This is a genomic window from Streptomyces sp. NPDC088194 (genome assembly GCF_040702025.1).
Lineage (GTDB): Bacteria > Actinomycetota > Actinomycetes > Streptomycetales > Streptomycetaceae > Actinacidiphila.
In genome coordinates, this window is sequence record NZ_JBFBIV010000037.1 from 26,057 (window position 1) to 48,792 (window position 22,736).

The window sequence follows — 22,736 nt, forward strand, 5'->3', positions numbered from 1 at the left end:
CGTATTGGCGTCCGCGCCTGCACCCGCGCCCGACGCCCTCCGGCCGACCCTCGCCCTTCCCGCCCCTCCGGCCCGCCCGGGCCCGCTCGCCGTATCACCGGACGGCTCCGGGGCTCACCCGGCTGACGCGGCCGACGCGTCGGGCGTACGGACGTGCTGGGTGAGGAACAGGGCCGCGCGGTCCAGCGCCAGGTCGGCGTCGTCGAGAACGCCGGCGAACGCCTGGAACACGTGCGGCACGTCGGCGGTGACATCCAGGATGACGTCCACGCCGGCCGCCCTCGCACGCGCGGCCAGTCGCGTGGAGTCGTCCAGCAGGATCTCGTTGGTGCCGACCTGGATGAGCATCGGGGGGAAGCCGGTCAGGTCGGCGAGGACGGCCGGGCTGAGCAGGGGCTGGCGCGGGTCCTGCCCGGCGAGGTACATGGCCGCGGTGTGTTCCACGGACGCGCGGGTGAAGATCGGGTCGATGCCTTCCTTGGTGTCCATGCTCTCGCCCGTGCGGGTCGCGTCGACGCCCGGGGAGAACATCACGAGGGCGGCGGGCAGCGGCAGGCCCGCGTCGCGGGCGGCCAGGCAGGTCGTGACGCTGAGGCCGCCGCCGGCCGAGTCCCCGGCGAACGCGATGCCCGAAGGGTCCCGACCGCTGTCGAGGAGGGCGCGGTAGGCGCTCAGCGCGTCCTCGATCGCGGCCGGGAACGGGTGCTCGGGGGCGAGGCGGTAGTCCACCGAGTACGCCCCGAAGCCGGTCCTGTCCACGAGGTGCCCCGTCAGCGACAGCGCGGTTTCGGGGGAGCCGAACACCCAACTGCCGCCGTGGAAGTACAGGATCGTCCCGGCCCGCGCCCCGCTGTCCGGCTCGACATGGAGTGCGGGCCGGTCGCCGAGCGCCGTCCGCACGCTGCGGATGCCGTCCGGCACCACCATCTGGGCCATCAGCTCCTCGAAACCGGCTCGGATCGCCTCGACCGACCGCGGGCCCTCGGGCTGCGGCTGCCGCAGCATCGCGTCGACCCGCGCACGCTGTTCCTTGCTCATCGTCTTCTCCTGTCGCGGATAGCTTCCACAGAACTATATGCCGTGGAATCTAACGTAGACTACATGCCGTGACATCCAAAGCGAGCGGCGAGACGGTCGACCTCCCGGGTTTCTTCTCCGACCTGGTCCGATGCGAGACGCGTCTGTACAACGCCCTCAACGACCGCCTCCGCGAGCGGCACGAGATCGTCACCTCGCAGTTCGAGGCCCTGCGCTACCTGCGCGACCACCCCGGGGCCCGAGTGGCGGACCTGGCCGCCGAATTCGCCATCGGCATCGGCGCGACCAGCAAGACCGTCGACCGGCTGGAGAAGCAGGGTTGGGCCGTTCGGCGACCGAATCCGTCCGATCGCCGGTCCTCGCTGCTGGCCCTGACGGACGACGGCCGGCAACTGGTCGACGCGGCGGAAGAGACCTTCACCGAGCGGCTGGCCGAACTGACCGCGGACGCGTGCAAGGCGTCCGCCATGACGGCTGCCGCGCAGGCCCTGTCGGTACTGCGTTCCGGCCTGGAGCGCGAGCAGATCGGCACACCCACGGGCTGACGCGCCTCCCGCGGGTCACTCCGCCCGCCGGTCGGGCGCGAGGCGGACGCGCACCGGGCGCCGGGCGCCGGGCGCCGGGCACACCCGAGTCCGCCCGGCGGGCGCGGTCAGCGGGCGCGGTCGGCCGGGCGCCCGAAAACCACTGGAGCCGCACATCCGCGTGCCGTTACGGTGCTTCCGCCCGCAGCCATCGCAGTCTCCCGGTCGAGGACGAGCCGTTGTACACCAAGTGAGCACCCCGAGCGCTGATCCGTCGCGCGTCGCCGCTGTGCGCCGCGCTCCTTTCCGCTGCGGTCCTCTCACTGGAACCGGTGTCTCTCCATGTCCAAGTACCTTGTGGTCCTCCCCACTTGCCCGCCGACCTTCGTCTGCCCGCCACCCCTCCCCCTCCGCTGCCGCAGGTGTTCGTCCGAGTACTCCCGGCTGAACGGCGCGTTCCGCGTACGGGGCGGCCCGGACCGCACCGACCGGCCGGCCTGGCAGTCGCCGTACGGCCCGCCGCAGCACCGCGCGCACCGCGGCCGTTGGGCGCCCGTGCCGGGGGTGTCCGCGACGTCCCGTTCCGCGGTGCGGCGCGAGCAGTTGTGCGGGCGGTGCGGGTGACCGCCGACCGGCCGCCGGTGTAGGCCCGGCCGACCGCCCGCTCCCCCGAGGCCACGTCAACTCCGCTCCGATCCAGTCGACTTCAGCTCGACGGGATCGGGGCGCGCTCGAACGCGTCGGCGTGGTCGGCGACCCACTCGGCGAACGACCTCGGCGGCGCTCCGAGGATGTCGGCGACCGCCGAGGTGACGTACGCGGGCCTTCCGATCGTCGCGCCCCATGCGGCGAGCAGCATGTCGACGACCGCGCGCGGCGCCTTCCCCTCCGTCTCACCGCGGAACTCGTCCGGCGACAGCTCCTCGAACCTGATCGGGCGCCCCAGGACGTCTCCGATGATGCGCACCTGCGCCGCCTGGCTCAGCGACTCGGGGCCCGTGAGGACGTAGTCGCCTCCGGCATGGCCGTCCTCGTACAGCACCCGCGCCGCGACGGCCGCGATGTCGCGGTCGTCGACGGGCGCGGTCTCGGCGGCGCCGTAAGGCCACCGGACGACGTCGCCGGCGCGGAGGGCGGGCGCCCACCAGGCCGTCGCGTTGGAGGCGAACATCCCCGGGCGGATGATCGTCGACTCGATGCCGGCCGCCGCGAGGAGTCGCTCGATCTCGGCGTGCAGCACCGCCATGGGGTTCGGCTGACGGAAGAAGGGGTGCGGCGTCCGGTGCGGCGAGGAGAGGAGGACCACGCGCCGCGCGTGGGTCGCCAGGCGCTCGACGACCGCCGCGGCGGTCGTCGGCGGCGCGGTCCACAGCAGGAAGACGGCGCCGGTGCCGCGCAGCGCCCCGTCGAGGGACGCGGGCACGGTGAGGTCACCGGTGACGACGTCGACGCCGGCGGGCAGCTTCGCCGCCGCTTCGGTCCGGCGCGTGAGGGCGCGGACCGGTATGCCCGCGGCCACGAGCCGGTCGATGACGCCGCGCCCGATCCGGCCGGTGGCGCCGGTGACGAGCACCGGTGGCATGGGGTTTCGGGGTGGGTTTCGGGTCGGGTTTCGGGTCGTGAGTGCCTCGCCGCGGTCCTTGGGCAGGCGCGCGGAGCCGCGGGAACCGTCCCGGCCCGCGTCGGAGATGTCTGAAGGAGTCACGTCCCGCATCAAACCGTTACTCGGTTAAAAACACAACCCGGTTACACGTTGATACACTGCTCCCATGACCGAGCCGACAGGGCTGCGCGAACGCAAGAAGGCGCGGACCCGTGATGCCATCGCCGACGCGGCGATCACCCTGTTCCTGGCGCACGGATTCGACCAGGTCTCGGTCAGCGACATCGCCGCGGTGGCCGAGGTCTCCAAGCCCACCCTCTTCCGGTACTTCCCCAGCAAGGAGGACCTGGTACTGCACCGGTTCGCCGACCACAACGGCGAGGCCGCGCGCGTCGTACGCGCCCGCGGGCCCGGTGTCTCCCCCGTGACGGCGCTGCACCGGCACTTCCGGGCCGGCCTCGACCACCACGAACCCGTCACCGGCCTCAGCGACCATCCCGCGGTGGTGGAGTTCCACCGCCTGGTGTTCACCACCCCGAGCCTGGCGGGACGGCTCACCCAGTACCTGCTCGACGACGAGCATGCCCTCGCGTCGGCCCTCGATCCCGGCCCCGACATCCGCGCACGGCTGCAAGCGGCCCAGGTCCTCGCCGTCCAACGCGTCCTCGCCCGCGCCAACTGGCAGAAGATCGCCGACGGCCGCGCCGCCGACGACGTCCACCCCGAGGCCGTCGCCGACGCCGACCACGCCTTCGCCCGACTCCGATAGCGGGCTGTCGCCCTACGCGACAGCTGCGGGCTGTCGGTCGAACCGGAGCCGGCCTCGGGCGACCGCGGCAACGGCTGTTCACAGAGGGGTCAGTTGGGCCGTCGCCATGGTCGCAGCGCGACAGCAGCGGCCAGCAGCAGTACGGCGGCACCCCAGATCGGTGCGCGCAGACCCGCTTCGCGGGCGACGAGGCCCCCGGTCAGTGCGCCCAACCCCGCGGCTCCGACGCCGAAGAGGCGGAACGCGGAAACCACTCGCCCGAGGAGGTCATCGGGGGTGAGCGCCTGCCGTGCAGAGCCCGCAGCGACGCTGGTGAGGGTGGAAGCGGCTCCCAGCAGCGCCAGGAAGGCTCCCGCGGCGAAGGCGTTGGGAACGGCGGCGATGCCGCTCCAGGCGACGGCTTGCAACACGCTGGCGATGGCCATCATTTGCCGGTAGCTGAGCGGGCGGGTCAGCGGGGCGGCCCGCCAGCCCGCGGCGACTCCGCCGAGCGCGGCGACCGCGAGCAGGACGCCGTAACCGGCCGTCGCGACATGCAGGCTGCTGGTCGCGTACAGCACGAAGGTCGCCATGGAGAGGTTGTAGGCGAAGTTGTACGCGGCCATGCTCGCCGCGAGCATGCGCAGGTCAGGGGTCGTAAGAAGGTGTCGGAGCCCGGCCCGGATCGCCGTGATGAGCGAAGCGGTGTGCTGCGCGCCGGGGGCCATCTTCGGCAGACGGCTGATGCAGGCGGCGGAACATACGAAGGAGGCCGCGTCGGCGGCGAAGGGCACGGTGGCGCTGAGCGCGAAGGCGCCGGAGCCGAGTGGCGGCCCGGCCAGCGAACGCCCGATGGTGTCGATGGCCCAGTAGCGCCCGTTCACTTGGGTGAGTGCTTCCTTGCTGCGGCCGACCAGCAGGGGGATGACGGCTTGTGAGGAGGCGTCGAAGAAGCACTGGGCGACACCGACGATCAGGATCGCCGCGGCGAGCAGTGGCAGCGTGGCGTGGCCGCTCACCACGACCACGGCGAGGGCACCCAGGACCACGGCGCGCAGGAGGTCGGCCGTGACCATGACGGTCCGGCGCGGCCAGCGGTCGGCGAGTGCCCCGGCGGGCAGGCCGACGAGCAGCCAGGGGACGTAGAAGGCCGCGGTGACCGTGGAGATCGCCAGCGGGTTGCGGGTGAGGGAAGCGGCCAGCAGCGGGGCCGCGGCCATGAAAGCGCCGTCACCGGTGACGGAGATCCCGGTGGAGGCAAGCAGCGGACCGACCCGGCCGATGGTGGTCACGGGTGGGTCCGCCGGCTTGGTCGTACGGTTCTGCGGGCTGGCGCTCAGGTCGTGCTCTCCTCGGCCTCGAAATCCCCCTCGCGCAGGCCCTCCACGAAGGAGGTCCATGCCGAGCGGCTGAAGGAGAGTATGGGTCCGGTGCCCTGTTGTTTGGTGTCGCGGACGCCGATCGAAGGGGTGTTCAGCGCGACCTCGACGCATCCTGTGTCGCCGCTGTTGTTGCTCTTGCGCCAGAGCGCGGTCTCGAAGTTCACGTCAGCCACAAGTACCTCCGCCTTGGGATGATGGCGAGCGTTGCCACACAACCCGACCCGGGGGTCCTGCACAAGCTGATCCGTGGGGCGATTGTGAGCCAAAATCACCGGGCGCCCAGCCCCCGGCACCGCGAACTGATGGACTGGGTACGGCGGAGTCAGGCTGCGGTGGAGGGTTGGATGGATTCGGAGATCACTGCGCTGGCGGCCACCGCGGGAAGCACGGTGGTCACGCTGATGGCGACCGAAGGCTGGCAGCGCACCCGCGAGGGCCTTGTCGCCCTGTGGCAGCGGGTCCATCCCGATCGAGCGGATGCCGTCGACGCGGAACTGGAGGCCACGCGGGTGGATCTGCTCGCGGCCCGCGCCGCCCATGACGACCGGTCCGAGGACGAGTTGCGCGCTGAATGGCAGGGCAGGCTCCGCAGGCTGCTGGCCGCCGATCCCGGTGTGGCCGATCAACTGCGGCTTCTGCTGGAGGAAGTCAGCCCCCAGGCTCCGACCGCTGCCGAGGGAGTGCGGATGCGGGCGACCGCGACCGGACACGGCCGGGTGTACCAGGCGGGCCGCGACCAGCACATCACCGAGGCGTGAACCCGGCCGGCCCGGACGACGTCCCGGCGTCCCGCACCTCCGTCGAAGGCCACGCGTCCGAACAGGGGCGTGTCTATCAGGCCGCCCGCGATCAGCTGATCACCGAGCACCATCACCACTACCCACAACCCACCACCGGCGGCCATTGGCCCGGGCCGGACTCCGTACGTGTCGCCCTGGCCGAACGGGTCCCGAAGATCCTCCGCAATCGATCACACCTGCGAGCCGCGCTCACGACGGCCATCCGCGAGGGCCGAGGCATCCACGTCGTCCACGGCATGGGCGGCTGCGGAAAGACCTCGCTTGCACACTGGGCCTTTCAGGAGGCCCTCAACCAGGACCGAGTGGCGCTGTGGGTGAGTGCCTCGGATCGTACGACGCTCCGCGCGGCGATGCTCGCGGTTGCCGCCGACCGCGGCGCCGCTCCGGGGGAGGTGGCCGCGGCCCAGCTCGGCCAGCGCGCCGCCGCCGACCTGGTGTGGCACTACCTGGAACGCTCCCCCCAGCCCTGGCTGCTGGTCATCGACAACGCCGACGAGCCCAGTCTCCTGGAGGAGGGCGGCTGGCTGCGCGCGAGCGCTGCCGGAACGGTCCTGGTGACCTCTCGCCGCTCCACGGCCGCGCTGTGGCACGGTGCCAGCCTGCACCGGCTCGACGTTCTGCCGTTGGACGACGCCGCGCAGGTGTTGTGTGATCTCGCCCCGGATGCGGGAAGCATCCAGGATGCGAAGTCCGTGGCCCAGCGGCTGGGTTGCCTTCCGCTGGCATTGAACCTCGCCGGTTCCTATCTGGCCCACCAACTCCTGGAGTCGTGGACGATGAGCGACTACCACGATCGCCTGCAAGACGACGCCACCGGGCTGATCGACCAAGGCGCGCACGCACAGGACGGGCGGCACCTGGTGTCCCGAACCTGGCAGCTCACCCTGGACGGCCTCACCGCCCAAGGTCTGCCCGAGGCCACCACACTGCTGAGACTCCTGTCCTGTTTCGCCGCGGACCCCCTTCCCCTGACGGTCCTCGGCCGCGGCGCCGTCGCCGCGGCCGACCTGGAATCGCTCGAACCTCCGCTCCCAGTGGACCAGTTGGAGTCAGCACTGCGGGGGTTGCTGGATCACTCGCTGGCCACCCAGTGCGCGGGCCCCGGTGCGGTCCGCTGCATCCAACTGCACGGCCTCCTGCTGGAGAGCGTGCACGGCGGTATCCCCGCGCCGCAGCGCGCCGGTTACGTCCGCGTCGCCACCGACCTCCTGCGAGCGGTCCTCCCGGCCCAGGACCCGGTGCCCGTCGACACCGAGCAGCTCAGGCTCATCACCCCGCACATCACCGCGCTGCTGCGGCACGTCGACGAGGCCACTGTCTCCCCAGCCCTCGGGATCGCCCTACAGGTCGCCCAACGCGTCCATGAAACCGGCGACTACGCCGCCGCGATCGCCCTCACCACCCTCGCCGGTGACACCTCTCAGCGTCTCCAGGGGGCAACGCACCCCGACACCCTCGGCGCCCGTCACCAGCAGGGGGATGCGCTCCGCCGGCTGGGCAGACTCGCCGAAGCCGAGCGACTGCTGCGTCACGTCCATCACGAGCGCACCGCCGTCCTGGGTGCCGGACACCCCGACACTCTGCGCACCGCCGCGCTGCTGAGCCTGCCGCTCTACCTCCTCGGACGGCATGACGAGAGCCTGGCCTGGCTCGGCGGCGCCATCGAAGGCCAGCGCCGCGCCCTGGGCGAGGACCACGTCGACACCCTCAGGAGCCGGGCCCTGAACCTGGAGTTCCTCGCCGAGACCGGCCACACCGACGCCTTCGTACGCGAGGGGCCCGAGACGGTCGCCGGCTGCGAGCGCGCACTCGGCTCCGAACACCCCGTCACCGTCATCGCCTACAGCAACTACGCCCTCGGCCTGCTTCACACAGCCGCTCCCGAGGAGGCCGAGGCCGCGGCGCGGCGTGCCCTGGACGCCCGTATCCGCCTGCACGGCCCGGACCACCCGCTGGTGTACTCCGCCAAGTTGGTCCTCAGCTGGGCTCTGATGCTGGACGGGCGCCACCGCGAAGCAGTCCTCATGATGCGCGACGCCACCGCGGGCCGCGAACGCCTCCTGGGTCCCCAGCACCCCCTCACGACCAAAGCCCGCATCCTTCTCGCGGAACGCCTCGCCTCGGCCGGCGAACACGACGAGGCACAGCAGTTGCTCCGCGCCAACCTCACTGCCGCCGAGGGCATATACGGCGTGAACGACCCCGACGTGATCCGGGTCCGGGCGCTCTACTCCGACTGAGGAAGGCTCTCCCGCCACAGCCAGCGGAGGGCGTCGGGGAGGAGGACGCCCGCGTGGTTGGGGGTGTGGGGGCCGTCGCCGAGGACCAGGCGGAAGTCGTAGCCCGCTTCGGCCAGGGCGGCGGCGACGCGGAGGTTCTCGGCGAGCCAGTTCCGTTCGGGTGCGTTCCAGCGCAGGTCGCGGTGGCCGGCTTGGAGGAAGACGCGCAGCGGTTTGCGGGGGGTGTCGGGGAGGAGCCGGGGGTAGGGGTTGCCGTCCGGCATCTGCGCGAAGCTGGAGAGGCAGCCGATGACGCGGCGGAACCTGTCGGGCCTGAACCAGGCCGCGGTGAAGGCGCAGTTGCCGCCGCTGCTGCCCCCGCAGATGGCCCAGCGTTCCGGCTCCTCGGCGATGGCGTAGCGCGCGGTGACCTGGGGGATGATCTCGGTCAGCAGGAAGGTGGCGTAGCGGTCGTCGAAGGCGTCGTACTCGTGGTTGCGGTTCTTCGGGGCCTCGGCGTCCGGGAAGACGCCGGGGTCGACGAACACGCCGATGGTGGGCGGGATGTCGCCGCTGTGCACGAGGTTGTCCAGGACCGTCGCGCCGCGCACCTGCCCGTCCGGGTCCAGGTACCACCAGCCGTCCTGGAACACCATCAACGACGCCGGCGCCGAAGGGTCAGCTCGGGGGGACCCAGGAGAAGTCGTCCGCGGGGGTGCGGGCCGGGGAGAGCCAGCGCAGGTAGGGGTCGGCAAGGCCGAGGGAGCGGTCGTGGTCCGGGGCGGCTCCGCGCAGGCTCGCGCCGACCAGGTAGAGGGTGTTGCGGCGGGCGAGGGGGCCGCGCAGGGCGGGGATGTCGAGTCCGGTGGTGGCCAGCAGCCCTGGCGCCTCGGCGAACACCCAGGCCACCGGGCGCCGTTGGGCGGCCTGCCGGAGTTGGGCGACGAACGCGGTACGCGCCTGGGCGGTGAGATAGCTGAGCAGCGACGCGGTGAACACGACCACCGGCTCGCGGCCCGGCAGTTCGCCGAGGATACGGGCGGTGTCCGTGGTCGCGTCGCCCCGTACGACGCTCGCGGCCGCGGTGGCCGCCGTGGACGCCGTGGCCGCCGCGAGGGTGAAGGCGCCGCGCAGGGTGGCGAGTTCGGCGGTCTGCTCGGGCCAGACGAACGCCTCCAGCCAGGCCCGGGCGCCGGGGTCGGACAGGTCGATCGGGTGCTGGTCGATACCGAGCCGCCGTACGATCGGCGGCGCCGCCCGGAGGAAGCCCGCACCGGACGCGCCCCGCGCCTCGCCCTTCCCCTCGCCCCGCGCCTCGCTCCACTCCCCGCCCGGCACCCCGCCCAACTCCCCGCCCCGCGCTCCGCCCCTCACCTCGCACGACACCACGACCCGCGAACCGTCGCTGCCGGTCGCCGCTCCCCCGTCGAACCGGTAGTCGTAGCGGTCGAACAGCAGGTTCAACCCCGCACTCGCACCGACCTCGACGAGGTGCACCGGCCCCGGCCAATGGCGTTGGACGTGATCGACGCCGAGCCACAGCGCGACGCACCGCCGGATCTCGTTCGTCTGGGTGGACCGCTCCGACAGCAGCCGGGCCAGCTCGTCACGATGCCGGCGGCAGAACGCCGCGAACACCGGCACCAGTTGGCCGTCGACCGCCCGGCTCCCCCCGTGGATCGGGTAGTACGCGGCCAACTCCGCGCCCCGGCCGCCCGCCAGCAGCAGGTTCACCGCCGCGAACAGAAGGCTGGGCCGGCGCTGGTCCGCCGGCGCGTCGAGCAGCAGCGCGAGCAAGTCACCGTCACCCACGACGCCTTCACTGAGCGCCGCGTACACCGGGGAGCGCCCGGCGCCCTGGATCGCACCGAAGACCCCGAACAGCCGCCGCAGCCGCCCGACTTCGCCCTCGCGCCGAGGGTCACTCACGCCAACGCTCCCGCCCCGCACTCACTCCGACGCGGCCTCTTCCGCCTCCCCCTGGAACCCGGCCTTCTGGTCGAGCATAGGCGCAGCCGTTCCGCGGCCGATCTGGTGGTCTGAGCGCAGTTCGCGGAGCCTGCCGAGGATGTCCCGCATGTTCGCCATCGGAAGTGCCTGGACCAGGCCCGCCATGTCGCCGCCGCCGATGTACTCGGGGACCTGGAACTGGGCGAACTCCCGCACGATCCGGATGACCGCCGCGTTCTCGGGCCCGAGCGCGTCGATCTCGGCCTGCAACTCCGCCTCCAGTTGCATGGCGACACGCCTCCGGTCCTTCCGCGACTCGATCTCGTCGATCTCGTCCGCGGTGCCGGCGCCCTCCAACTTCGCCATCAGGAAACGGTTGTTCATCTCGGCGAGGAATTCCCGCTTCATCGCCTCGTTCATGCTGGCGTCCTCGGGCTGGAACTCGCCCAGCGTCGTGCCCTTGGCCTCGACACCCCACACCAGCAGGGCGTTGCGGACCTGGGCGGTGAGGTCGGTGCGCGTCTCGGCGTACCTGCTCAGGAACTCCTGGATGGTGGCGGCGGCGGCGATCTCGCTGAAGTAGGACTCCACGGTGGCGCCGAGGACCCGTTCGACGAACCGCTGGACCGGCGCCGGGTTGTGGGACAGCCCGCCGATTCCCGAGGTGGTGCCGCCGAACTGGCTGACCAGCACCGGCGCGGCCTTCTCCGGGATCTGGAGGCTCTGCTTCATCTCGACGTTGACCCGGTGGCCCTGGATGGTCACGGTGATCTGTTCGAGTTCGGCGTCGTAGTTGCGCTGCGCCTCCGCGCCGGTCTTCTTGGTCCACTCCAGGATCAGCAGCCGGGTCGGGATCAGCATGACCCTGACGAACCAGGGGTTGAGCGCGCAGACGGCGCCTTCGCCGAGCGTCTCCTGCTGCACACCGCGGCGGCCCCCGGCCGCCAGGAACACCCACGGCAGCCGGAAGCTGCCGTGCCCCTCCACCCGCGGCGCCACGGTCTCCGCCGCACCGTCCCGCGGGGGTTCGGCGCCGTCGAGGGTGACCACCACGCCGGTCGCACCGATCGGGATGGCGATCTCCTGGAGGCTCTCGACGGTGAGGCCGTCGCGGGACTCCCGCACGTTGGCGACGGTGGTCACCTTGAACAGGGCCGGGTTGATGTCGTAGTAGGCACCGCCGCCGAGGATCGCCAGTTGCCGGCCCTGCTCGCCGCCACCGGACAGGAACGCGTGTCCGTCCTGGAAGCTGTTGCACTCCACGTGCCTGCCGAACGGCCGGTGCGGTGGCCGGATGCCGCCCGCCCTGGCCTCCACCACGCCCACCGTGCCGGGGGGTACGTACGTGCGCGGCTCGGTCTCCACGGTGAAGAGCATGGTGTTGATGTAGTACGACTGGCCGCCCGCCAGCGTGTTGGCCTGCCGGCCCTGCTCACCGCCGCCGAGCAGGAACCCCGGCCCGTCCTGGAAGTTGTCGCACTCCACCTGCCGCGCGAGCGGCTGGCCGGCCGGACGGCTGCGGCCCTCCACCGCCGTGACCACGCCGATCCTGCCCTCCGGGATGTCCACCCTGGGCACGATCTCCACCGTGTACAGACCCGGGACGAGCCAGCTGGAGCCGTTGGTGGGCAGCACCCGCGCCTGGAGGCCCCGCTTGTCGTACGGGGTGACCCGCCTGAACACGGGATCGGACGGGCCGAACCGCCGCCGGACGATGCCGACATGGCCGGGCGGTACCACCACGCGCCCGATCACGCCGACATACCCGGCGCCCGCGGCCAGGAGCACGAGGATGACGATCGTCGTGATCATTGCAGGGTTCCCCGTTCGTCCAGGCGTAGGTGTACCGCCAGCGCTGTGGCGCTCCACTGGTCGTACCAGTCGGCGAAGTGCTCGTTCTGCGGATTGCGGAGCGTCGGGAAGAAGCCGGCGCGGCGGCCGGGCCCGGCGCGGTCGGCGAACTCCTGGTAGCCGGCCGGCACGACGTCGTCGACCGCCCGCCGCCAGCCGCACGCCACCGACAGGTTCAGGAACTCCGCGTGCCGTCCCCTGCGGACCCGCGCGAGGCCGCGTTGGACCCGCAGCCCCTGCCGGTCGTGGGAGTGGCGGGCCCACACGGCGTCGACCCCGGCCAGCAGCTCCGCCGGGAGGGCGTGGGCGTCCCGCGCGCGGAGCCAGCCGTCGCCGGCCCGGTTCGCGGCCTCCAGCAGCAGCGAGGTGGTCAGCAGGTCGGCGTGGGTGTACTCCTTCTCCGCCAGGTACGTGTCCAGGCGGCTGAGTCCGGTGGCCGCCGGCACGCGCACGGCCCGCACCGAAGGCCGGGTCGGTGGCTGCGGGAGGACGGCCACCGGGTCCGCCTCGGGACCGTCCGGCGCACCGCCGTCCGGCCCGGCGGCCACCAGCCTTTCCAGCAGGGCCAGTTCGCCCTCGCCGAGCAGCCGGCCGTCCCGCGCGTCGACGTACCACGTGTTGGCCAGGTGGAAGTTGCGCTCACCGTGCAGCAGGATCGGCACGAACGGGCGCCCGTGCTGCTGCCCTTCGAGGATCATCCGGGTCACGTCGTCGGAGTCCTGCGACTGGGGCGACATCAGGACGACGATCCCCACCGCATACCGCAGTTGCCGGCGGACCGTCCAGAAGTGGGCGTCGCCGGGGCGTAAGTCGCCGATCGACCACACCGGCAGCCCGCCGGCGCGGAGTTGCCGCACGAGTTCCCCGGCGTACTCGGCGTCGGCGCCCGCGTAGCAGACCACGAAGGAGTGCTCGGGCGGTTCGGTGAGCGGGCGCGGCGGCGCCGGTTGGGACGCCGCGAGGTTCTCCTCGGCTGCCGCCACCCGGTCGGGCGCGGCCTCGCCCAGGATGACGGCGGCGATCTCGTCGACTTTCTCGTCGTACTGGTGATCGGTGATCTCGCGGAAGTCGCGCCAGACGCGGTTGGCGGCGAAGGGCGGAAGTGCCACGTCGCCTATCAGTAGGGGAATGAAACGGAGTTGGCGTTCCGCGGAGGCGTGGGCGAGGGCGGCGTACTCCTCCATGACGCGCGGTGAGCCGACGGATTCCGGGCTGATGATCGCTATTCCGTGGGAGGCGCTGCGAATCGCCGCGTCGAGTCGGTGGACCAGCACGTCGCCGAAGTCCAGACTCCATCGATCGAGGAAGATCCGGATGTCGGGCCGGTTCAGCCGCTTGGCGAACCCTTCGGCCCATTCGCTGTCACCCGGCGCGTGGGAAATGAACACGTCGATCACTCGGCCGCCCCCCTGCCCGCTACGCCGCAATCCTGCCCGCCCTCCTCCTCCATGGTAGGAGGAAATCCAGCAACCCGGCGGTTCCCAAAGGAAATTCAGCGGTGGAGTTCGGCAGGCGCCGCCACTCGTCCACCGCGCCGGCGCACGCCCTCGGCCGAACGGTCAGGAGCCCGCGCCCAGTTCGGTCGGCCGCAGCGCACGGACCAGCAGGTCCACCCGCGTCTCGTACTCGGCGTCGCCGCACGCCAGGTCCAACGGCACCCGAATCCGTGCGAAGGGCGGCAGTTCCACCGGCTCGGCCAGCACCGGGACGAACCTGCGCGCCCCGGAGTGCACCCGCTGGAGCAGTGCGGCGTATTCGTCCATGATCCGCGGATCACCCGTCGTCGCCCTGCTGAAGATCAGTACGCCATTCGCCGAACCCAGCAGCGCGCGCTCCTTCTCCAGGATTTCCACCAGCCCGGGGCCGATCCACTTCGCCAGGAAGATCCGAATCCCGCGGAGGCGAAGTTTTTCGGCCAACCGGACGGCGTGCGGCTCGTCCGCCTCGGCGTACGAGATGAACACGTCGTAAGAGGAAGGTGCGGGTTCGGAGGAGGGCGCGGAGCCGTCAACCGCCGGCGCCGCCGGGGGATCATGGCGGCGCCGTATTTGACCCCTGAGGGTGACGTAGGTGAAATACGTCGCCACCACGCCAGTTGCCATCGCGGCAACCGCTACGAGCAGATTCGCCCAAGCCATCAGCCGAGCGTACTGGAGTGGCCCTCGGCCCGACCGCGAAAAGCGCCACCCTTTCCCGCACGGCGCCGCCCCATCTCCGCCGCCTCGCCCCGCCCTCGTCCACCCGTCCCCCACCCCGCAGGCCGCCGACCCTGGTTCTGCCCCATCGGCTCGCTGAGCGAACCCAGGGTGTCGGCAGCTCACGCAGCGGCGCCGTGCTCTCGCATCAGCCGCCGCACCTCGGCGCCCTTCCATGTAAGACGCCCTCTCCACTCAGATGGAGGCGGGTCGTTCCGCTGCCGGCGGCATGCCGTCGTGAGTACGGTTGCTCTACGTGGTGGAGTAATCACGGCGTCTGGGGGCGTCCTGTGGCGGGTATCGACAGTACGATCGGTGGACGGATCGAGAAGGGGCGCCGTCGCAAGGGCTGGCACCAGAGGGATCTCGCGGAGCGGATCGGCCGTTCGGAGTCCTGGGTGTCGCAGGTGGAGCGTGGCGTGATCGCGCTGGACAGTGTGGGCTTGGCGGAACGGATCGCCCAGGTGTTGGGGCTGGCTGTCGATTACGTGCTGGCGTTCGACGTTCGGTACGCCGGAGCCGCTGTGATAGCACAGTCGTCCAGATCACATTTGCTTTCTCCGCCTTCCCGCCGCGCGACTGCGCCCGATCCGGAAAGTTCTGAGATTGTGCGTCGACGTACTTTCACCCTCGGCTCCCTGGCAGGTCTGACCGGTGCCGTCGCCGGGCTCTCCCCGGACGCTCAGGCCCAGGTCAGCCGACCGGCTGGTGGCGCCGTGGACCAGGCGACTGTGGACGAGTTGCGGTCGATCGGCGCCAGCTACCGGCGGTCGTACAAGTCCTTCCCGGCCTCCACCCTCGTCCCGGTCGCCCATGGCCAGCTCCAGTTGGTGACCTCGCTCAAACCGAAGACCCAACCGCCCCGTCTGCGGAACTCGCTGCTGGCCCATATGGTCGAGATGGCGTCGCTGGCTGCCGTCCTGCTGTCACTGGACCTGGGTGACCAGGAACAGGCCGACGCCTACATGGACTTGGGGTTCCGGATCGCGAAGGAGATCGGCAGCGCAGAGTTGTCCGCGCTGATCCTGGCCGGCCGGGCATTCGGCACCTCCTACGGTGGCGATCCGGAGGGCGGGCTGGACTACGCGCTGGCCGCGGTGGAGGCCGCCAAGCGGGGGGCGTCGGTGCGGATGCGGGCGTGGACGAACGCGGTCGCCTCGGAGATGTACTCCTCCACCGGCGACGAGTACGGCTTCCGGTCTTCGATGGAGGCGTCGCGCACACTGTTGTCCGGGTCCATGGATGACGAACGATGGGGCGGCATCGCCTGGTTCGACCTGTCCAAAGCGGATGCCTACGAGGGCAGTGACCTGGCGCGGCTGGGCCGCTTCGATGAGGCGCTGCCGTCGCTGGACCAGGCGCTGAACCGGCTGTCGCCGGAGATGCTGCGGCACCGCTGCACCGCGTTCATCTCCCGCGCGGAGGCACATGCAGGGGCCGGCCACGTCGAGCAGGCATGCGAAGACGGCCACGCGGCCCTGGACTTGGTCGAGCAGGTCCAGCACCGGGGGACGCTGCGGCGGGTCACCGACCTGCACCGGACCTTGCGGGACAACAAGACCGCGGGAACGCGGAGCCTGAGCGAGCACCTGATCGACACCAGGACCCTGCTGAAGGCCATTGGGAGTGCAGCGTGAAGGGCCGCACGGGGCTGATCCTCGACTTCGGTGGGGTGCTGACCACCAGCGTGGCCGCGTGCGCACTGGCCTTCGACCGGCGGGCCTGCCTGCCGGAAGGCACGTTCTTGTCGGTCATCGCCAAGGACCCGCAAGGCGCGGCCCTGTACGCGGACCTGGAACGCGGGGCGATCACCCAGATCCAGTGGAACGAGCGGACAGCCGCACTGCTGGGGATCGACGGCGCCAATCTCCTCGGGCGCGTGCTGGAAGACCTGCACCCGGAGCCGACGGTGATCGCCGCTTCCCAAGCGGCCCGTGCGGCCGGAGTCAAGGTCGGGATCTTCTCCAACAGCCTGGGCACCGGCCCGTATGACGTCTACGCAGGCTACGACCTGGCCGCGAACTACGACACGGTGCTGATCTCCGAGGACTACCAACTCCGCAAGCCCGACCCGGAACTGTATGCGGTCATGCTCGGCCTGATGGATCTGCCCGGCGACGCCTGCGTGTTCGTCGACGACACCGCCCGCAACCTTCCTCCTGCCGAAGAACTCGGGGTCGCCACCATCCTGGCGGTAGACCCGGCGCACACGATCGCGCAGATGGAAGCCGCCCTCGGACTGCGGCTCACCCACGAGGTCTAGACCCATCCGCAGCCGGGTTGCGGGGCCGCAGTCCGGCTGCGGATACGGACCCGGCCGGGGCGCGATGGTGGTTCTCCCGCCGCCTCGGAGCAGACAGGGTTCCCCGCTCCGGGGCGGCAGCCCAAGCCGCACAGCACCCCTGCTGGGGGTGCCCACCCGGATCGGAGACACAGGTGACCACCACCGTCGACACGACCACGATCACGGTCGAACTGCCCGAGGCGTTCGACCCGCGCTGGAACCGCCTGCCCGGCATCACCGTGGACGGCACGCGTATCACCATCGACCCTGCGGAGTACTTCTTCCGCTTCGAGAACAGCTCCTGGCTCGTGATCGACTGGCAGACCGTCAGGGACGGGCTGCTGGCCGCGGACGAGACCGAGACCGCGGCCGTCGAGCAGATGGCACTGGACTTCATCACGACCCACGGCCGCTCCACCGGCGACGCCGGCGAGGTCCTGGCCATCGCCTGGCAGGTGTACTCCTACCTGTTCCGTGACGAGCACCTGGTCACCCTCGGCCTGCCGGACTTCACCGCCGGCCACCTCGCGATGCTGCGGCAGGCCGCGACGCTGATGGCCCTGAACAAGGTCGAGCTGGACGGACACATCTCCAACGTCGGCCCCTGCTGGTTCTTCCCCTCCGCCACCGGGGTCGTCTTCGACCTCAGCGAGACCGACGGCCAGATGCTCGACGAGGTCTACCACGGCGGCTGGTTCAACGAGTACCGCCGCATCGAGGGCATCAAGGCCCACACCGCGCTCGGCGGCCGGCTGGTGCACGGCTGCCAGTCCGTCCCCGACCAGTCCGGCGGCGTCGTCGCCGCCTACGGCACCTCCATGGCCGACTTCGCGGTGGAATTGGCCGGGATGAAGTCCGAGTGGATCGAGCGGATCGAGTCGCACCGCGTGACCGCCGCCTGATTCGTCACGTCGGCCCACCGGTGCGGGGCGGCAGGCGCCGCCGCCCCGCACCCCAACTGCCCTTTCCCGTCTCGCACGTTCGGAGCACGCTCGTGGACACCCAGCACATCACTGACCTCCTGGCCGCCGTCTGCTCGGCCGCCGGCAGCCCGACCCCGACTCGCAGCCCGATCCGCGTGTGGTCCCTTTCCGGGGTCGAACGCCTGACCTTCCCCGACGGCGCCACCGCGATCTACAAGTACGCCGCCGAGCCGTTCACGGCCGAGGACCGGTTCCTGCGCGCCGCCGCGACCGCCGGTATCCCGGTGCCGGACATCGCCGGCTCGCTGGTCCGCGACGGGCTTCTGGGCATGGTGATCGAGGACCTGGGCGAGCCCGTCCGCGAGGCCCAGGACGCGGACGGCGTCACGGCCGCGGTCACCCTGCACGCCGCCGCACCGAGCACACTGGTGCCCGCTCTCGACGAAGACGCCCTGGCTGCTCTGCCAGGCTTGGCCTTGGGCCATCTGCGGCATCTGCGGGAGGCCGGCCGGTGGACCGAGGGCACCGAGGACATCGCCGAGATGCTGCACGCGCTGAACGGTGCCGCCGCCAAGCGGGCCGAGGGCACCACCGTCGCCCCGTGGGGCTGGGTGCACTCCGAGTTCCACCCCACCAGCCTCCACATCAAAGCCGACGGCTGGCATCTGCTGGACTTCGCCCGCACCTTCAACGGCCCCGGTCTGCTCGACCTCGCGTCCTGGCACGGCACGATCGGCAACGCTGACCCCGACCGGCTGCGCGCCTTCATCGAGACCTACGTCGTGGCGGGCGGCAACCGCTGCGCGCTGTCCACGCGAGGCGGCCTGGCCCCGCAGGCGTGGGCACTGGGATGGCACCGCGTCTGGGCGATCGAGTGGTTCATGGAGCAGGCCCTGCGCTGGATCAACGACCCGACCTCGGACGAGGCGTACATCACGGTGGTCCGCCGCCACCTCCACAGCGCCGCACGGCTCCTGGAACCATGAGATGGAAACCTGGGACGCCCACGCGGCTTCGAAGCCGGCGGACAGCCCTCCAGGGCCTTTGGCAGCGCCACAGCGGTTGGAGTGGACCCAGCCGCCCGGCATCGGTCCCGGGGCCGAGATCCTGGGCGGTGATCTGAGCGACCGCCGGATCGTGGAACTGGGCTGCGGCGCGGGCCGCAACAGCGCCCATCTGGCGGCTGCGGGGGCGATCGTCACCGGCGTGGACCGCTCAGCCGGACAGATCCGCCGTGCCAGAGCCCACTACGGCCACACCGGCGCCCGGTTCGTTCGCGCCGGAGCGACGCTCCATCTCACCCGCAGCGCCACCCGCCTGGACGCGATCGTCTCGGTCTTCGGCGCGATCGGCACCACCGACCCCTCCCAGATCCTCGCCCTGTGCTCACGCCGCCTGGCCCGGCGCGGAGTCCTGGCCTTCGCCGTAGCGCACCCGCACCGCACCGGCGCCCTTCCCGCCACCGCGCGCACCCTGACCGAGGTGACGCTCCCGAACGGGACCACCGGCAGCGTCCAGCACTGGGACATCGACCCCGGAGCCTGGGCCCGCGCCCTGAACCGGGCGGGCCTGCTGGTCACCGGTACGCAGGACCTGTTCGCGCCGGCCGACGCCCCCTGGCCCACCACCCTGCTCATCACCGCGCGCAAACCCTGACGGCCGACCCACCTTCCGGGAGGCACCGTGCACCAGATCCCGTACCTGCTGCTGGACATAGACGGCGTCCTCGTCCCGTTCCCCGCGCAGGACAAAACCACCCCGGCCACCCACACCCGCCACCAGGTCCGCATGACCGGCCGTCCCGACCCGGTCACGGTCTGGCTCAACCACCACCACGGCCCGATGATCACCGACGCCATCGCCACTGGCCTCATCCGCCCGGTGTGGTGCACCAGTTGGCGCGCGGACGCGCCCGGTGTGATCGGCCCGCTGCTGGGCCTGCCGGTCTTCGAGTACATCGACCTGCCCCGGCTGCCGATCACCACCAGCCACCCCGACGGCTACCTGTGGAAGCGCGACCACGTCGACGCCTGTCTCGGCATCGCACCGGCCGCATGGATCGACGACGACTTCACCGCGCTGGACCACGAGTGGGCCGCCGACCGCACCGCGGCCGGGCACGCGACCCTGCTGATCCAGCCCGAACACCACGTCGGTCTTCAGCCCGAACACGTCTTCACCGCGCTGGAATGGGCTGCCGACATCACCGCGGCCACCGAAGCGGCCTGAGTGTCCGAACTCGGGGTCGGACAGCCGGTGACCATTGCTGATCTCCGGCTGTCCGACAACAGAAGGCCACGGGGCTGCCTCCCTCACTCGAAGGTGAGCCGGGGGATCGACTCGATGTCGATGCCGTACCGGCGGTAGACGGCGGTCGTGTTCTCGCTGGTGAGTTCGTCCACGGGCAGCCCGAGGGCCTCGGCCACGCGGTGGACGTGGTCGCCGCTGGTCCCCTCGATCTCCAGGTAGGGAGGGATGCGCGGCCAGTGGTCGAGCTCGACCGACGCGCCGAGCACCGTCCAGGACGACCGCCGGTTCTCCTGGTACGCCTTCGGCAGGTAGCCCAGCTTGCCGAGAATGGCGTGCGTGGCGTCGAAGTCGCTCACGGCCGTCTCGGTCTCCCGGACCCCGTCGATCGCGTCGCTCAGGATCTCCTTCACGCACAACGTCGCGGTCTCCCCGTTGTCCCGCAGCCGCACCCACGTCCCGGACCTGCCCGGGATGTCGTAGACGTAGCGCCGCTGAAGCCGGTCCCCGGCGTGCTCGGCACCGGCTTCCAGCAGCCTGGTGCGGATTTCCTCGGGGTCGATGCCGAGGATCTTCGCCTCGAACTCGATCGCCGTCGTACCCATATGCATGACCTCCTGTTGATCGGGGCGGAGCACCCAGAACACCACAGTGCGCTTTTTCAGCGTTGCCTCTCCAGAGATGGCCGCGGCGACCGCCTGCCCGAGCAACGGTCGGACGGTGGGGAGTTCGCCCGCGCGACCCGGGCCCCGCTGACCTCCCCACCCGAGGGTTCCGCGCCGTACGTTCACGCGGCGACGCCGCGTACCTCGCGCGTCCGCCGGACGAACTCGCGTACGGCCGGCGGGGCGGCACGCTGGTCGGGGCAGTCGGCGACCGAGTTGGCCCGCCATCCGGCCTCCCGGGCCGTCCGCGCCGGTTGCCGTCCGCGCCCGGGCCGTAGGCGTAGGCGTACTCGCCGTCGCCGGTCCACCGCGGGGATTCGCCCCGCCTCTGCCGCACCTTTTGCCACCTCACCGGAAAAAACGGCTTGCAGCCCCATGGACTAACTCCTATGGTGCTGCGCATGGGTTCTCTGTGATATCCCCCGTGCGGCCGCGTTGAGCTTGGCTCCGTCGTCGCGCGTTCTCATCCGCGCTTCCGTTCCTCCCGTGATGCCGTCTGTCCGGCCTACCGCGGAGTGTTTCCGGCGTGCGCGGAGGCGTCCGTCCACCCGTGCCGATCGGCCCGGCCGAGAACAGGGGAATCCATGCTTACCGCGCAGCTATCTCTTCAGAACGTCACCCGCCGCTACGACGACCACGTCGTGCTGGACGACGTGTCCTTCAGCATCAAGCCGGGCGAGAGGGCCGGCATCATCGGCGACAACGGCGCCGGAAAATCCACCCTGTTGCGACTGATCGCCGGGCAGGACCGGCCGGACAACGGCGAACTGACCGTGATCGCACCGGGCGGCTCGGGCTATCTGGCCCAGTCGTTGGCCCTGCCCCCCGAGGCCACCGTCCAGGACGCGGTGGACATGGCTCTTGCCGACCTGCGTGAACTCGAAGCGCGGATGCACCACGCCGAAGCCGGACTCAAGGGCTTGGCGGGGGCGGAACTCACCGCCGCGCTGGACGCCTACGCCCAAACGGTCGCCCAGTACGAGGCGCGCGCCGGCTACGAGGCCGACGCCCGGGTGGACGTCGCCCTGCACGGGCTCGGCCTGCCGGGTCTGGCTCGGGATCGGGCCCTGGGCACGCTGTCGGGCGGTGAGCGATCACGGCTGGCACTGGCCGCGACCTTGGCGTCCCAGCCGGAACTGTTGCTGCTGGACGAGCCGACCAACGATCTGGACGACCAGGCGGTGGGCTGGCTGGAGGCACACCTGCGGGCGCATCGCGGCACGGTGCTCGCGGTCACCCATGACCGGGTGTTCCTGGAACGGGTCACCACCACGATCCTGGAGATCGGCGAGGGCAAGGTGACGCGTCACGGCGACGGCTACAACGGCTACCTTGCCGCCAAGGCCGCTGAGCGGCGGCGCCGCCTGCAGGAGTACGCGGACTGGTGCGCGGAGCTGGCTCGCAACCGCAAGCTGGCCGCCACGAACGTGGCACGGCTGGAGGCGGTGCCTCGCAAGCTGCCGTTCGCCGTGTTCGGCCACGGCGGCTTCCGTGCCCGCGGCCGTGGTCACGGGGCGATGGTCCGTATCCGCAATGCGAAGGAGCGGGTCGAACGGCTGACGGACGATCCTGTCGCGCCGCCGCCCGAACCGCTGGTCTTCGCCGCTCGTATGACCACCGCCGACGGTCGGACGTCGCAGGCCGCGGCGGAACTCACCGGCATCCGTGTCGAGGACCGGCTGCACGTACCTTCGCTGCGGATCGGCGGCGAGGAGCGGCTGTTGGTCACCGGGCCCAACGGGGCCGGCAAGACGACGCTCATGCGGGTGCTGGCGGGTGAGTTGCAGCCCGATGAGGGGACGGTGCGCACGCGGGGCCGGGTCGGGCACTTGAGGCAGGAGGAGACACCGTGGCCGCCTGGCCTGACCATCCCACAGGCGTTCGCCCACGGCCGCGGAGGCGAACCGGACGAGCACCTCGACCATCTGCTGTCCCTCGGCCTGTTCAGCCCTGCCGACCTGCGCCTGAAGGTGGGCGAGCTGTCCTACGGACAAAGGCGCCGGATCGAACTGGCCCGACTCGTCAGCGAACCCGTCGACCTGTTGCTGCTGGACGAGCCGACCAACCATCTCTCCCCCGTCCTGGTCGAAGAACTGGAAGGAGCCCTGGCCCGCTACCAAGGCGCGGTCGTCGTCGTCACCCACGACCGACGCATGCGAACCCGCTTCACCGGCAGGCACGTGGAACTGGACGCCGGCCACGTCGCACCGCCTCGGCCCTGTTCTCCCGAGGCAACGGCGACGTGACAGTTGGCCCTCCGCGATCGGAGTGACGCTCGGTCAGGGGTGGGTGAGGCCAGGCCCGGGG

The 22,736-nt window shown here is 71.3% G+C and carries 21 protein-coding genes; 11 read left to right on the forward strand and 10 right to left on the reverse strand.

The window, feature by feature from the left end:
* Positions 1–114 precede the first annotated feature (114 nt).
* Positions 115–1,038, reverse strand: a complete 924-nt coding sequence (locus tag AB0399_RS21370) for an alpha/beta hydrolase (RefSeq protein ID WP_366412404.1) — start codon at positions 1,036–1,038, stop codon at positions 115–117.
* A 68-nt stretch (positions 1,039–1,106) separates the two neighbouring features.
* On the opposite strand from AB0399_RS21370, the gene AB0399_RS21375 reads away from it, so the two are divergent.
* Complete coding sequence (locus tag AB0399_RS21375; protein WP_366412405.1) at positions 1,107–1,583, forward strand: MarR family transcriptional regulator; 477 nt, start codon at positions 1,107–1,109, stop codon at positions 1,581–1,583.
* 685 nt (positions 1,584–2,268) lie between these two features.
* Here the strand turns inward: AB0399_RS21375 and AB0399_RS21380 are convergent.
* On the reverse strand, positions 2,269–3,135 hold the full coding sequence (locus AB0399_RS21380; protein ID WP_366412444.1) for an NAD(P)H-binding protein: 867 nt from the start codon (positions 3,133–3,135) through the stop codon (positions 2,269–2,271).
* A gap of 196 nt (positions 3,136–3,331) precedes the next feature.
* Here AB0399_RS21380 and AB0399_RS21385 point away from each other — a divergent pair, with 196 nt between their 5' ends.
* Entirely contained in the window at positions 3,332–3,934 is a 603-nt protein-coding gene (locus AB0399_RS21385; RefSeq protein ID WP_366412406.1) for a TetR family transcriptional regulator, read from the forward strand.
* 89 nt (positions 3,935–4,023) lie between these two features.
* Here the strand turns inward: AB0399_RS21385 and AB0399_RS21390 are convergent, their stop codons facing one another.
* Both AB0399_RS21390 and AB0399_RS21395 read right to left on the reverse strand, forming a co-directional pair.
* A complete protein-coding gene (locus AB0399_RS21390; RefSeq protein ID WP_329364750.1) occupies positions 4,024–5,205 on the reverse strand; it encodes an MFS transporter in 1,182 nt (393 codons plus the stop codon).
* 44 nt (positions 5,206–5,249) lie between these two features.
* The gene (locus AB0399_RS21395; RefSeq protein WP_329364752.1) at positions 5,250–5,468 is read right to left on the reverse strand and encodes a DUF397 domain-containing protein; all 219 of its coding nucleotides are present in this window, start codon (positions 5,466–5,468) and stop codon (positions 5,250–5,252) included.
* 171 nt (positions 5,469–5,639) lie between these two features.
* Here AB0399_RS21395 and AB0399_RS21400 point away from each other — a divergent pair, with 171 nt between their 5' ends.
* On the forward strand, positions 5,640–6,053 hold the full coding sequence (locus tag AB0399_RS21400) for a hypothetical protein (protein WP_329364754.1): 414 nt from the start codon (positions 5,640–5,642) through the stop codon (positions 6,051–6,053).
* Positions 6,050–8,335, forward strand: coding sequence for a tetratricopeptide repeat protein (locus AB0399_RS21405; protein WP_366412407.1), 2,286 nt, complete (start codon positions 6,050–6,052; stop codon positions 8,333–8,335). Before AB0399_RS21400 ends, AB0399_RS21405 begins: the two co-directional genes overlap by 4 nt.
* Here the strand turns inward: AB0399_RS21405 and AB0399_RS21410 are convergent.
* The 5 genes from AB0399_RS21410 to AB0399_RS21430 all read right to left on the reverse strand — a co-directional run bounded on the left by AB0399_RS21410 (position 8,323) and on the right by AB0399_RS21430 (position 14,253).
* Positions 8,323–8,970: an alpha/beta hydrolase-fold protein gene (locus AB0399_RS21410; RefSeq protein ID WP_366412408.1), complete on the reverse strand. Its 648-nt coding sequence runs from the start codon at positions 8,968–8,970 to the stop codon at positions 8,323–8,325. The genes AB0399_RS21405 and AB0399_RS21410 overlap by 13 nt on opposite strands.
* 22 nt (positions 8,971–8,992) lie before the next feature.
* Positions 8,993–10,243: a DUF2332 domain-containing protein gene (locus AB0399_RS21415; RefSeq protein ID WP_366412409.1), complete on the reverse strand. Its 1,251-nt coding sequence runs from the start codon at positions 10,241–10,243 to the stop codon at positions 8,993–8,995.
* A 21-nt stretch (positions 10,244–10,264) separates the two neighbouring features.
* Positions 10,265–12,076 carry an SPFH domain-containing protein gene (locus AB0399_RS21420; protein WP_366412410.1) on the reverse strand — a complete coding sequence of 604 codons (1,812 nt, stop codon included), beginning with the start codon at positions 12,074–12,076 and terminating at the stop codon, positions 10,265–10,267.
* The gene (locus AB0399_RS21425) at positions 12,073–13,503 is read right to left on the reverse strand and encodes a TIR domain-containing protein (RefSeq protein WP_366412411.1); all 1,431 of its coding nucleotides are present in this window, start codon (positions 13,501–13,503) and stop codon (positions 12,073–12,075) included. The genes AB0399_RS21420 and AB0399_RS21425 overlap by 4 nt, the downstream gene beginning before the upstream one ends.
* A gap of 171 nt (positions 13,504–13,674) precedes the next feature.
* Positions 13,675–14,253, reverse strand: coding sequence for a toll/interleukin-1 receptor domain-containing protein (locus AB0399_RS21430; RefSeq protein WP_329364763.1), 579 nt, complete (start codon positions 14,251–14,253; stop codon positions 13,675–13,677).
* A gap of 347 nt (positions 14,254–14,600) precedes the next feature.
* Here AB0399_RS21430 and AB0399_RS21435 point away from each other — a divergent pair, with 347 nt between their 5' ends.
* The 6 genes from AB0399_RS21435 (at position 14,601) to AB0399_RS21460 (ending at position 19,746) form a co-directional block, all read left to right on the forward strand.
* Entirely contained in the window at positions 14,601–15,947 is a 1,347-nt protein-coding gene (locus AB0399_RS21435) for a helix-turn-helix transcriptional regulator (RefSeq protein ID WP_366412412.1), read from the forward strand.
* Complete coding sequence (locus AB0399_RS21440) at positions 15,944–16,573, forward strand: HAD-IA family hydrolase (RefSeq protein ID WP_366412413.1); 630 nt, start codon at positions 15,944–15,946, stop codon at positions 16,571–16,573. The genes AB0399_RS21435 and AB0399_RS21440 overlap by 4 nt, the downstream gene beginning before the upstream one ends.
* Before the next feature lie 173 nt (positions 16,574–16,746).
* The gene (locus tag AB0399_RS21445; protein WP_366412414.1) at positions 16,747–17,496 is read left to right on the forward strand and encodes a hypothetical protein; all 750 of its coding nucleotides are present in this window, start codon (positions 16,747–16,749) and stop codon (positions 17,494–17,496) included.
* Between the two features lie 92 nt (positions 17,497–17,588).
* Positions 17,589–18,503 (forward strand): aminoglycoside phosphotransferase family protein, encoded by a 915-nt coding sequence (locus tag AB0399_RS21450; RefSeq protein WP_366412415.1) that lies wholly within the window; start codon positions 17,589–17,591, stop codon positions 18,501–18,503.
* Between the two features lie 58 nt (positions 18,504–18,561).
* Positions 18,562–19,173 (forward strand): class I SAM-dependent methyltransferase, encoded by a 612-nt coding sequence (locus AB0399_RS21455; protein ID WP_366412416.1) that lies wholly within the window; start codon positions 18,562–18,564, stop codon positions 19,171–19,173.
* Positions 19,174–19,200: 27 nt separating this feature from the next.
* Positions 19,201–19,746, forward strand: a complete 546-nt coding sequence (locus AB0399_RS21460) for an HAD domain-containing protein (protein ID WP_366412417.1) — start codon at positions 19,201–19,203, stop codon at positions 19,744–19,746.
* Between the two features lie 83 nt (positions 19,747–19,829).
* Here AB0399_RS21460 and AB0399_RS21465 read toward each other — a convergent pair whose 3' ends face one another.
* Positions 19,830–20,369: a class IV adenylate cyclase gene (locus AB0399_RS21465; RefSeq protein ID WP_366412418.1), complete on the reverse strand. Its 540-nt coding sequence runs from the start codon at positions 20,367–20,369 to the stop codon at positions 19,830–19,832.
* A 644-nt stretch (positions 20,370–21,013) separates the two neighbouring features.
* Between AB0399_RS21465 and AB0399_RS21470 the strand changes: the two genes are divergently transcribed.
* Positions 21,014–22,675 carry a TlrC/CarA/OleB/SrmB family ABC-F type ribosomal protection protein gene (locus AB0399_RS21470; protein WP_366412419.1) on the forward strand — a complete coding sequence of 554 codons (1,662 nt, stop codon included), beginning with the start codon at positions 21,014–21,016 and terminating at the stop codon, positions 22,673–22,675.
* The last annotated feature ends 61 nt before the right edge of the window (positions 22,676–22,736 follow it).